At 38.6% G+C, this 11262-nt stretch carries 16 protein-coding genes; all 16 read left to right on the top strand.

Annotated elements, in window-relative coordinates:
* Positions 1-302: 302 nt before the first annotated feature.
* Positions 303-743: a transcriptional repressor gene (locus tag J7K93_11880; protein ID MCD6117708.1), complete on the top strand. Its 441-nt coding sequence runs from the start codon at positions 303-305 to the stop codon at positions 741-743.
* Positions 744-763: 20 nt separating this feature from the next.
* Positions 764-1267, top strand: a complete 504-nt coding sequence (locus J7K93_11875; protein ID MCD6117707.1) for a rubrerythrin family protein — start codon at positions 764-766, stop codon at positions 1265-1267.
* Positions 1268-1344: 77 nt separating this feature from the next.
* On the top strand, positions 1345-1545 hold the full coding sequence (locus J7K93_11870; GenBank protein MCD6117706.1) for a hypothetical protein: 201 nt from the start codon (positions 1345-1347) through the stop codon (positions 1543-1545).
* Positions 1546-1574: 29 nt separating this feature from the next.
* Positions 1575-2570 (top strand): SpoIIE family protein phosphatase, encoded by a 996-nt coding sequence (locus J7K93_11865; GenBank protein MCD6117705.1) that lies wholly within the window; start codon positions 1575-1577, stop codon positions 2568-2570.
* Between the two features lie 15 nt (positions 2571-2585).
* Positions 2586-3062 carry a ferritin family protein gene (locus J7K93_11860; protein ID MCD6117704.1) on the top strand — a complete coding sequence of 159 codons (477 nt, stop codon included), beginning with the start codon at positions 2586-2588 and terminating at the stop codon, positions 3060-3062.
* A 23-nt stretch (positions 3063-3085) separates the two neighbouring features.
* The gene (locus J7K93_11855) at positions 3086-3247 is read left to right on the top strand and encodes a rubredoxin (GenBank protein MCD6117703.1); all 162 of its coding nucleotides are present in this window, start codon (positions 3086-3088) and stop codon (positions 3245-3247) included.
* Between the two features lie 74 nt (positions 3248-3321).
* Positions 3322-3615 (top strand): hypothetical protein, encoded by a 294-nt coding sequence (locus J7K93_11850; GenBank protein MCD6117702.1) that lies wholly within the window; start codon positions 3322-3324, stop codon positions 3613-3615.
* Positions 3609-4124 carry a ferritin gene (locus J7K93_11845; GenBank protein ID MCD6117701.1) on the top strand — a complete coding sequence of 172 codons (516 nt, stop codon included), beginning with the start codon at positions 3609-3611 and terminating at the stop codon, positions 4122-4124. Before J7K93_11850 ends, J7K93_11845 begins: the two co-directional genes overlap by 7 nt.
* Before the next feature lie 255 nt (positions 4125-4379).
* Positions 4380-4850 (top strand): peroxiredoxin, encoded by a 471-nt coding sequence (locus J7K93_11840; GenBank protein ID MCD6117700.1) that lies wholly within the window; start codon positions 4380-4382, stop codon positions 4848-4850.
* 2 nt (positions 4851-4852) lie between these two features.
* Entirely contained in the window at positions 4853-5620 is a 768-nt protein-coding gene (zupT, locus tag J7K93_11835) for a zinc transporter ZupT (GenBank protein ID MCD6117699.1), read from the top strand.
* A 27-nt stretch (positions 5621-5647) separates the two neighbouring features.
* Entirely contained in the window at positions 5648-6043 is a 396-nt protein-coding gene (locus tag J7K93_11830) for a class II SORL domain-containing protein (protein ID MCD6117698.1), read from the top strand.
* A gap of 13 nt (positions 6044-6056) precedes the next feature.
* The gene (gene nfo, locus J7K93_11825) at positions 6057-6902 is read left to right on the top strand and encodes a deoxyribonuclease IV (protein ID MCD6117697.1); all 846 of its coding nucleotides are present in this window, start codon (positions 6057-6059) and stop codon (positions 6900-6902) included.
* Between the two features lie 36 nt (positions 6903-6938).
* A complete protein-coding gene (locus J7K93_11820) occupies positions 6939-7391 on the top strand; it encodes a ferritin family protein (GenBank protein ID MCD6117696.1) in 453 nt (150 codons plus the stop codon).
* Positions 7392-7417: 26 nt separating this feature from the next.
* Complete coding sequence (locus J7K93_11815) at positions 7418-7903, top strand: ferritin family protein (protein MCD6117695.1); 486 nt, start codon at positions 7418-7420, stop codon at positions 7901-7903.
* A 31-nt stretch (positions 7904-7934) separates the two neighbouring features.
* Positions 7935-8441, top strand: a complete 507-nt coding sequence (locus tag J7K93_11810) for a ferritin family protein (GenBank protein ID MCD6117694.1) — start codon at positions 7935-7937, stop codon at positions 8439-8441.
* Positions 8442-8560: 119 nt separating this feature from the next.
* Entirely contained in the window at positions 8561-10666 is a 2106-nt protein-coding gene (locus J7K93_11805) for a S9 family peptidase (GenBank protein MCD6117693.1), read from the top strand.
* The last annotated feature ends 596 nt before the right edge of the window (positions 10667-11262 follow it).

Below are 11262 nucleotides of genomic sequence, written 5' to 3'. Positions count from 1 at the left end.
TTTCAATCCTGTCATGCCCGTGAAAACGGGCATCCAGAGGAGGTGGTGTGGAGGATTACCTACGTTATTGACTAACCCCTCCACCCCTGGTTTCCCGCTAAAAACATGCGGGAAAGACACCCCGGAGACCAGTTGAGGCTGAGATTTTCAGATGTCGGATAAAAAAATATTAATTTAAAGCAACTTTCAGAAAAATTTTATTCACAATTTTCTATTCACTTTTCACTTTTTCTTCTTTTCTCTTGACTTTATCAATAAATTGATTAAATTAGTAATAGTTCCTATTATTAAAAAGGATGAAAATGAAAGAGGAAAATTCAAAAAGAAGCAGACAGCGTGAGTTGATTTTGAGAATTGTCCGGTCAACTAAAAAACATCCTACTGCTGATGAAGTATTTGCCGATGCGAGACAAGAGATGCCGAATATCAGTATGGGAACAGTCTACCGTAATCTGCATTTTTTAAAAGAGCAGGGAAGGATAAAAGAATTATGTTTTCCCAACTGTCCTGTAAGATATGACGGTGATCTGCGGGACCATTATCATATAAAATGCACGGAGTGCGGCAGAATAGAGGATGTTTCTCACTTGTCACCAAGAGCTGCAATTAATGAAATAGAGGAGCTCACAGGCTATCAGGTACATACTGCTCATATTAAATTTCAGGGTATATGCCCGGAGTGCCAGAAAAAGATGAGTACAGGAACAAATAATCGGAATATGCCGGATATACAAAACCAGTAAAATAGAAACAGGAGAGTAACATGAGAAAAATGACAGAGAGTAATTTAAAAGATGCATTTGCAGGTGAAAGTCAGGCGCACATGAAGTACCTTGCTTTTGCGCAGAAGGCAGAAGAAGAAGGCAAACCCAATACTGCAAAACTTTTCAGGGCAATTGCGTATGCAGAACAGGTTCATGCCACCAACCATTTAAAAACCCTTGAAGGAGTCGGATCTACGGAAGAGAACCTTCAGGCAGCAATGGACGGAGAAAATTTTGAAGTTGAGGAGATGTATCCTGCATATGATGCTGTTGCCAAATTGCAGGGCGAAAAGGGTGCAATAAAATCTGTACACTATGCAATTGAAGCTGAGAAGATCCATTCTGTAATGTATGCAGAAGCAAAAGAGTCTGTAAAACAGGGGAAAGATGCTGATGTGAAAGATGTCTATGTATGCCCTGTCTGCGGATATACAACAACAGGAGGTGCTCCTGACAGCTGTCCGGTATGCGGAGTATCCAGGGATAAATTTGCTAAGTTTTAATTATAATATTATGAATAGTGTATAAGTTTTATTGTCCAGGGGTAATTAAGTAAAAGGCCTTGATTTTGTATGGTGAAATGATTAAAATAAGTAATAATAAAAAAATGATTTATAATTTAAATCCATTGAAAATCTTCAGGGCCGGAAAACATTCAGCTGATCATTTACATGAACTTGAACAATTGGTATGTTTAAATGCGGTTGGCAGTGTATCAAACCTTATAGAAAATAATACAATAAAAGATGCAAAGCATGGATGTTTTTTCTTGTTTAATTGAAAATATCTCCGGCTTTGCAGATTACTAATATGGTTATGAAAAAAGAAAATAAAAATATTAAAGCACACTTGATTAATATTTTAACACGTGCACTGGAACGGGAAACCACCGCATTTAACTATTATTCGAAATATGCTTCAAAGACAGAAGTTAAAGAAGCCAAGATACTTTTTACAAAATTAGCAGAAGAAGAGAGAAACCACAGGCGTCTTATAAAAAGAGAAATTGGCAGGATTGAACAGCTTATCAAGGCAGCTGCCGATAATGAAGCTTTTTCTTCAAGAAGGGTTGCTTTCAGTATTACTGATGAAATTCCTTTTAAGGATCTTCCTGCAATTGAAGGTTTTGATGCGGCGGCAGCCTCTCTTCCTCTGGAATTTATAAGCGGTGATCTTCTTGATGTAAATACTGTTCCTGACAGTGATGTGTTAACCGTATTATTGTGTGATGTGATGGGCCACGGAGTCAGCCCGTCATTAATAGGTGCTGAAATTCGTAAAGCACTTGGTGCATACATGGAAGAGATGCCGGATTCTGATTTTCAGTTTGAAACAGACGCTCTTATCTCGTTCATGAATAAGAAGGCTGTAGATTTATGCAAAAACATGTGTAAATTCATTACTGCAGTATACGCAATCATTTCTCCATCTCAATTAAAGCTTACATATACGTCAGCGGGGCATGATACTCCGATAATAATTAAAAATGATAAACAGTGCCTTAATCTGAAAAAGACAGATCTGGTACTTGGGGCTGAAATTGATGCGGAATATTCTTCAACTTCCATTGATATTGCAAGAGGAGATATAATTGCTGTTTATTCCGACGGCATAACAGAAGTAGTAAGCGAGAAGAGTCAGGACCTGATGTTTCAGAGAGAATTGCTTGTCAAAACTATAAGGTCATTTGCTCATTTGCCTGCGAGAGGGATTATTGAAAAAGTTTTTGAATCATTAAAAAGTTTTTCAGGAAAGAATAAATTTTTTGATGATATGTCAATAGCGGTTATCAAGGTTGAGGAATGAAACAGGAGGTTTAATATGGAAACTTTTTTTTCAGGCAATGAAATTGTGGATATGGCTGTAGCAACTGAAGAAAGAGGATATGAGTTTTATAAGACTGCAGAGGAAAATGCAAAATCCGAAGAAACAAAACAGCTTTTTGCATACCTCGCTGACGAGGAGCTTAACCATAAAAAGATTTTCAGCGGACTTAAAGGTTTTATAGATGATACCCCCCAGGGTACGCCGATTGACTGGGAAGATGTAGGAAAGTATATAAAAGCAATGGTTGAGAGCAGTATATTCCTGGGAAATAAAAATATAAATTTTGCAGCAAATTCAGAGACAGATAAAAAAGCGGTAGAATTCGCTCTCGGATTTGAAAGGGATACTCTACTTTTCTTTTATGAATTAAAGGATATGATCAAATCAAGCGGAAAAGATGTGATTGACAAGATAATCAATGAAGAGAAAGAGCACATTAAGCGGCTTTCTGAAATGAAAAAATTAATGTGATAAAACAAAAAACGGAGGACAATATGGACAAGTGGGTATGTGATCTTTGCGGTTATGTTTATGACCCTGCAAATGGCGATCCTGACAGCGGAATAGAACCGGGAACAGCTTTTGAAGACATCCCTGATGACTGGGTCTGCCCGTTATGCGGAGCTGCTAAAGATATGTTCACAAAAGAGGGTTAATTAATTGTATCTCCGGCCTGGCATTAGTGTCCGGCCGGAGAATAATTCAGCAGCAACTATTAAGGAAATATATAATGTCAGCAGTAGAAGTTAAACCTGGAATTTTCTTGATAGGTGTAAACGACAGAACAACTGATCTTTTTGAAGGCTTATGGCCTATTTCAAAAGAGGGTGTGTCTTACAACACGTATTTGATTAACGATGAAAAGAAAGTTCTCATTGATCTTGTAAAGGCTTTTAAACCTTTTGAATTTAACGGAGGGGTGAATCAGCAGAGGCTCCAGGCAGGAGAGGCTTATGGCAGAGCATTTGCCGAGTATTTAAAGAAAAAATATGAGAAAAATAGTAAAGGAGATAGATTATGCTAAGCGAGAAAATGACAGATGCATTAAACGAGCAGATTAACAGAGAGATGTATTCGGCATACCTATACATGTCAATGTCTGCATATTCTGAATATAAAGGCCTGAAAGGATTTGCCAATTGGTTTATGGCACAGTATCAGGAAGAGATGGTACATGCAATGAAAATGTATGACTATATCCAGGATCAGGGCGGGCAGGTTATTCTGAAAGCAATTGAGAAACCTCCTGCAGAATTCGGGGAGCCGATTGATATGTTTCAGGCTACATTGAAGCATGAGCAGTTTATTACCAAAAGTATTAACGAACTTGCGGACCTTGCAGTTTCGGAAAAAGACCATGCAACCCAGATATTCCTCCAGTGGTATGTTACAGAACAGATAGAAGAGGAAGCAAACGATAATGAAATTATTGATAAGCTGAAACTTGTATCAGGAAGCCCCAACGGCCTGTTTATGATAGATAAAGATTTAAATGCACGTATATTTACAGCAGAAGATACAGGCAAGGAGTAGAATTTTAAAAGGAACAGCCTGAAGAGTCCAGGTTTGATGATTGAAATAATTAATGAAAGCTAATCTCTGAATAAACAGTGGTTTGCCTGTGTCCCAAGTTGAACTTGGGGCACAGAATGAAAGACACTCGCAATGACAGGGTTATGACTTTTGACACAGCCCCGGAATGGAACAGGATATACAGGCCTTGGGTGCAGCGTTTCTACGCATAGCTCGCGAGAAGACATGAAAAAATATTTATGAAGGGATAGTTAAATGCCAGTACCTGATAAAGGTAAAAAAGCTGCAGATTTCTGCTTGCCGGATGAGAATAAAAAAGAGATCTGTTTGAAAGAGTTCAGAGGGTCATGGGTTGTTCTCTATTTTTATCCCAAAGATAATACCTCAGGATGTACATTGGAGGCAATAGATTTTAGTGAGTATCTGACAAAATTTGAATCTCTGAATACTCAAATTATCGGAATCAGCCCGGATTCTCCTGAGAGCCACTGTAAGTTTCGGGAAAAGCACAATCTGAAAATCAGACTTTTGAGTGACAAGGAACATACAGTTATTGAAAAGTACGGTGCATGGGTTTTAAAAAAGAACTACGGCAGAGAGTACTACGGAGTTCAGAGAAGTACATTTATAATAAATCCTGACGGCATGGTTGATTTTGTCTGGCCGAAAGTTAAAGTAAAAGGGCATGTTGAAGATGTCCTTGCAAAAGTAAAAGAACTGCAATAGGGATGCAGACCGGTACTACTTTTTTCTATGCAATTCTGCTTTCAGCAGGAGCAGGCCTTGCTACTACAATCGGGAGTCTGATGGGGATTGCAGTAAAGAAACCTTCTGACAGGTTCCTTGCATTTACTCTCGGATTTTCGGCAGGAGTTATGATTCTTATTTCATTTGTAGAGCTCTTAAATACCAGTATAAAACAGATAGGTTTTGCCAGGGCAAATATTGCATTTTTAATCGGTATGATTATTTTTGCATTGATAGATTTTATTATTCCCCATGAGTATGTGGGACAGAAGGATTTTAATGAAAAAAATCAGAAACCAGGCTTAAAAAGAACCGGTTTGTTAGTTGCAGTGGGAATAGGCATACACAATTTTCCTGAAGGCCTGGCAGCATTCAGCGGCGCTTTGGAGAATATGCAGCTTGGGATTGCAATTGCTGTGGCAATAGCAATACACAATATTCCTGAGGGGCTGGCAATTTCCGCACCGGTTTATGCTGCAACAGGGAGCAGAAAAAAGGCGTTCTGGTGGTCTTTTCTGTCAGGCGTAAGCGAACCTGTGGGTGCTGCCCTTGGTGCAGTAGTACTATCTCAATTTTTTTCTCATGAAGTACTTGGCTGGCTGCTGGGAGGTGTCGGCGGCCTTATGGTTGCAATATCCCTTGATGAACTTATGCCTGCTGCCAAAAATCTCGGCAGTGAACACGCTCCTGTGCTCGGAGTAATTATCGGGATGGTAGTTATGGCATTAAGCCTTTGGTTATTATATTAATTTAAATAAATTTAAAGGAGGTTGACAATGGGAAGATTAAACGAACACATTCAGGAAGCTGACTGGAAGAAAGAGAAGCATGCCCCTGTTATTGAATGTGCAGACACTGTAAACAGCGGGGAGATATTTGAGGTTGAGGTAGGAATAGGCAGGGAGATAGCACATCCCAATACTACAGAGCATCATATAAGATGGATTTCACTTTTCTTCCATCCTAAAGGTGAAAAATTCAGCTATCAGATCGGCCATTATGAATTTTCTGCTCACGGCGAATCAGGTGCAGGAGCAAACCAGGGGCCTGTGTATTCCCATCCTGTTGTTAAAGCTTTTATGAAGACAGATAAACCAGGGACTCTTCATGCACTCAGTTTGTGCAATATTCACGGATTGTGGGAATCATCAAAAGATATCAGCATAAAGTAGAAGAGAAAAATAGATGGGATTACTTGGGGCACATGTTTCTGCAGGCGGAGGAGTAGAAAACGTAATAGGCAGAGGAGAATATCTATCTTTGGAAGCTGTCCAGATATTCAGTAAAAACCAGAGACAATGGAGATCTCCTCCTCTTAAAGAATCATCTGTTAATGCATTCAAAAAGCAATATGCGGAATCATTTGTAAAGGAGGTTGTTGTTCATGATTCATATCTTATTAATCTCGCACACCCGGACAAAGATGCTCTTGAAAAGTCCAGAAAAGCAATGATTGATGAGGTTGAAAGGGCGGAAATCCTCGGCCTCCGCTATGTTGTTTTCCATCCCGGCTCTCATCTGAAAACCGGAGAGAAAAATGGCCTGCGAACAGTTGCACAAAGCCTGGATTATGTATTGGATAATGCTCATGCCGAAGATGTAGTCCTGCTTCTTGAGACTACTGCCGGGCAGGGAACAAATCTTGGTTACAGGTTTGAACAATTAGCGGAAATTATTGATAAAGCAAAATGCAGGGAAAAATTAGCAGTATGCTTTGATACTGCTCATGTATTTGAATCCGGATACGATTTTCGCAGTTCAGAAGGATATAAAAATGTATTTGATGAATTTGACAGAATTATCGGAATAGAGAGGCTGAAGGTTTTTCATCTTAATGATTCCAAAACGGATATTGCAACAAAGGTTGACCGTCATGAAAATATCGGAAAGGGCTTTCTTGGAGAGAAACCTTTTAAGCTTATAGTTAATGACGAACGATTTTCCGAAGTACCGATGATTTTGGAAACTCCGGGCGGCGATGAAAAGTTCAAAGAGAATTTGAAGCTATTACGGTCTTGGATCGAAGATTAAATAAAATATTTTAATCCCAAATTACAGGAGTATCTTATGGATTTAAATGATTTTAAAAAGGTTATGGATTTTGCCCTTGAAAAAGAGGAAGAAGCTGTAGAATTCTATAAGATGTGTGCGGAAATTATTGACAGAAGCAATATGAAGGAAGTATTTCTTGAGCTGTCAAGAGAGGAAGAGAAACATGTAAAGATGGTAAAAAATTTTAAACCTGAACTTGTTGACAGAGCCAAACTCAGTATTGCTCCCAACTTGAAGATTTCCGATTATCTTGTTGATATGGAATTTTCTCAGGATATGAATTATCAGCAGCTGCTGATTCTTGCAATGAAACGGGAAGAAAAATCAAAAGAACTGTATGATGCAATGGCTGAGAACAGTACTGATGAAAAAATTGTTACTCTTTTTAAAATGCTGGCACAGGAAGAGCTGAGGCACAAGAATCGTATTGAAAAAGAGTATGATGATATTGTACTCAGAGAAAATTAATCTGTTTATATCAGGAGAAAATTACAATGACAGAAAAATTGGCAGGCAGTGAACTGCTCCAAATGGCAGTTCAGCTTGAAAAAGAGGGAAAAGAATTTTACCTTGCTGTGGCAGAATCAGTAAAAAATCCTGTTGCAAGGGAGATATTTCAGTTTCTCGCTGATGAAGAAGTGAAGCACGAAGAGATATTTCGTTCAATGCTTTCAAAGGGTGAAGACATTATGCTTGCTCTGCCCTATGATGATTATGAAATGCTGCTCTATTTTAAATCCCTTGTTGATAAAAAAATTTTCCCGGGTGTATCAGAAGTAAAAGATATGCGGAAATATATTAACGACCCTGCAGCGGCTCTGCGTGTTGCCATATCTTTTGAAAAGGATGCTATTCTGTTTTTCTCAGAGTTTAAAAATCTTGTACGTAAGGATGATCAGAATGTTATTGATGATATAATTGAAGAGGAGAGAAAACATATTTACAGAATTCTGGAGTTCCAGAAGAAATTGGGAGAGTAGTAATATAAATTTAAAAAAGGGAGGAAAACAAATGTCCATTGATGTTGCTTCTCTTACATTGGAAGAAGCCCTGAGTATGGCACTTGCAGCAGAAGCCGAATCTTCAAAGCTGTATGAAATATTGAAAGATTCTGTGCAGAATTTTGTTATGAAAGATAAACTGCAGTTTCTAATTGAAGAAGAAAAAAAACATCAGGCTATAATTGGAAATCTTTTCCAGAAACTCTTTCCTTCAAAAGAACCGTTAAAGACCGGTAAATCCATTACTCCTGATATCAGGATTGCAATTGAGAAGAACAGCTCAGTGCTTGACCTTCTTGAAACAGCAATTAAAGTTGAACAGGTCTTTGAGGATTTTTATCAGGAACTGGCAGAAGAGGTTGATCACCGCGGCACACAGGAAATACTTCTATATCTGTCAACAATGGAACACGGGCATTATGCGCTGTTGAGAGGTGAATACGACCTGTGTTCCAGGGATGAAGACTATTATGCGAGAGGAGATTTCCAATACGATATGGTTCATATAGGGCCTTAATTTTGAAAAACTTTAGATATTTTATTTTGGAACTTTCTGAGTCTTTTTGCGTCATACAAGTTAGAAGTTTTTTCAATATACTAATATAGAAGGAGCTAATTATGGAGAAGAGGGTTCTTATGGGGATTTTTTCTCTTGTCGTTGCCGCTGCTTTTTACGGATGCGGTAGAAAAATACAATACCCTGAAACAAAACGGGTTGATGTGGTTGATGACTATTTCGGAACAAAGGTTGCTGATCCGTACAGATGGCTTGAGGATGATAATTCCGCAGAGACAAAGGCATGGGTCAAAGCGGAAAATGAAGTTACGTTTAAATATCTTAAGAAAATAAGAGCAAGAAAAAAGATTGAAAAAAGATTGACTGAACTCTGGAATTATGAGAAATACGGTCTGCCGTGGAAAAAGGGCGGCAAGTACTTTTTCTCAAAGAATGACGGGCTTCAGAATCAGTCGGTGCTCTATGTTCAGAATAAACTCGATGCTAAACCGGAAGTCCTGCTTGATCCCAATAAATTAAGTGAAGACGGAACTGTTGCACTTGCAATTACAAGCATCAGTGAAGATGGAAAGTATCTTGCGTACGGGACTTCTTCCGGAGGATCGGACTGGCGGGATATGTTTGTCAGGAATGTTGAAACGAAAAAAGATCTTTCCGATCACTTGAAGTGGATAAAATTTTCAGGCGCTTCATGGTCAAAAGACGGAAAAGGATTCTACTATTGCAAGTATCCTGAACCGGAAAAGGGACATGAACTTACACAGCGGAATACAAATCAAATGGTATTTTATCATAAGGTAAACAGCAGTCAGGATGCAGATGTTCTGGTTTATCAGGATAAAAAACATCCTAAAAGAGGGTTTTATCCCTTTGTTACAGACGATGGAAAGTATCTTGTTATTTTTGTCAGTCAGGGAACAGACAGCCGGAACAGGGTTTATTACATGGATTTGGCAAAAGGAATTAAAAGCCGCGTTGTCAGGCTGCTTGATAAATTTGATGCATCATACTCATTTATAGATAATGACGGGAAGAAATTTTATTTCCGTACTGACCTTAATGCACCGAAAGGCAGGATTGTAGAAATTGATTTAAAAAGGCCCGCCAAAAGGCATTGGAAAGAGATTATACCTGAGAAGAATGATGTTATCTCATCAGTTACAGTTGTAAATAACGAGTTTGTAACGTCCTATATGCACGATGCATACAATAAGGTCTATATTTATAAAAAGAATGGGAAATTTAAAAAAGAAATCGCTCTGCCGGCCATTGGGTCTGTAAGCGGTATAAGCGGAGAGAAAAAAGATACTGAAATGTTCTATGGGTTCAGTTCCTATTCTTATCCTTATACAATTTATAAATATGATTTTAAAAAAGGAGAAAGCAGGATATTCCGCTCCCCGAAAGTGAAGTTTAATCCTTCTGATTTTAAAACGGAGCAGGTTTTTTACGAGAGCAGGGACGGAACAAGTGTTCCAATGTTTATATCGTATAAAAAAGGGCTGAAAAAGAACAGTCCGAATCCATGCTATCTTTATGGTTACGGAGGTTTTGACATAAGTCTTACTCCGTATTTCAGCGTATCAAATCTTCAATGGATGGAGATGGGAGGTATTCTTGCAATACCGAATATCCGCGGCGGCGGAGAGTATGGAATTGACTGGTATAAACAGGGAGTTCTTGGCAAAAAACAGAATGTTTTTGATGATTTTATTTCTGCAGCCGAGTACCTTATTGATAAGGGATATACATCCCGGGAAAAGCTTGCAATAGGAGGAGGAAGCAACGGAGGCCTTCTTGTGGGAGCATGTATGACTCAGCGCCCTGACCTTTATGCTGCGGCTCTTCCTGCAGTAGGTGTAATGGATATGCTCAGGTATCATAAATTTACAATCGGCTGGGCCTGGGCTTCTGATTACGGAAGATCCGATAATCCCAATGATTTTAAATTTCTTTATGCTTATTCACCTTATCATAACCTGAAACAAGGCGTGTCCTACCCTGCAACTCTTGTTACTACGGCAGATCATGATGACAGGGTTGTGCCTGCGCACAGCTTTAAATTTGCGGCAAGGCTTCAGTACTGCCAGGCAGGCGATGCGCCTGTGCTGATACGAATAGAAACCAGAGCAGGACATGGGGCAGGCAAACCCACAAGCAAGCAGATAGAGGAACAGGCTGATAAGTGGGCGTTTCTAGTTAAAAATTTGAAGATGAAGTATTAAAAAAAATATTTTGTTTGAATAAAAGACCTCAGAGGTTTTTGAAACCTCTGAGGTCTTAATGTTTACTGAAAATCTGGCATTCGCATGGTTCTGATGTAATTTTCTTAAAGTTTTTCCGGTTAAAAGCCGAAAGAACTATTAAAAAAACGGACAGTAAAGTAGTAAGAAGATAATAATAAAATTATTAATAAATACTTGACAATTAAATTATTTTTATTACATTATAAAAGTTGATGATATATTTTAAGTAGTACAGCATTTGCATCTTCAGCACAAACATCATACCAAAATTTCATCACGTAGTAGTGCGTCTTAATGTAAGGGGATAGGTGTATCCTGAGAGAATAGCAGTTCTTCCCAAACAGGAAAGATGCACCAGAAATTATACTCAAAAATCAAATTACGAATTCAGGGGGACTTGTGAAGCATGTTAGAGTGATTAAGATTATCCTCGGGCTGATTCTATCTCTCATGTATTGCAAAGATTATTGATCCGGGAAAAGGGGTAAATTTTATGCTTGAGTTTGAAATTATGCTGGAGGCTGTAGCCCTGATTATCATTTTGATTCTTCCCATTGCAGAGATTTTTATCGGTT

It is taken from the genome of bacterium (assembly GCA_021158245.1).
GTDB lineage: Bacteria > Zhuqueibacterota > QNDG01 > QNDG01 > QNDG01 > QNDG01.
The sequence above is the reverse complement of the archived record's forward strand: the minus strand, read 5'-3'. Positions and strand labels throughout refer to the sequence as shown.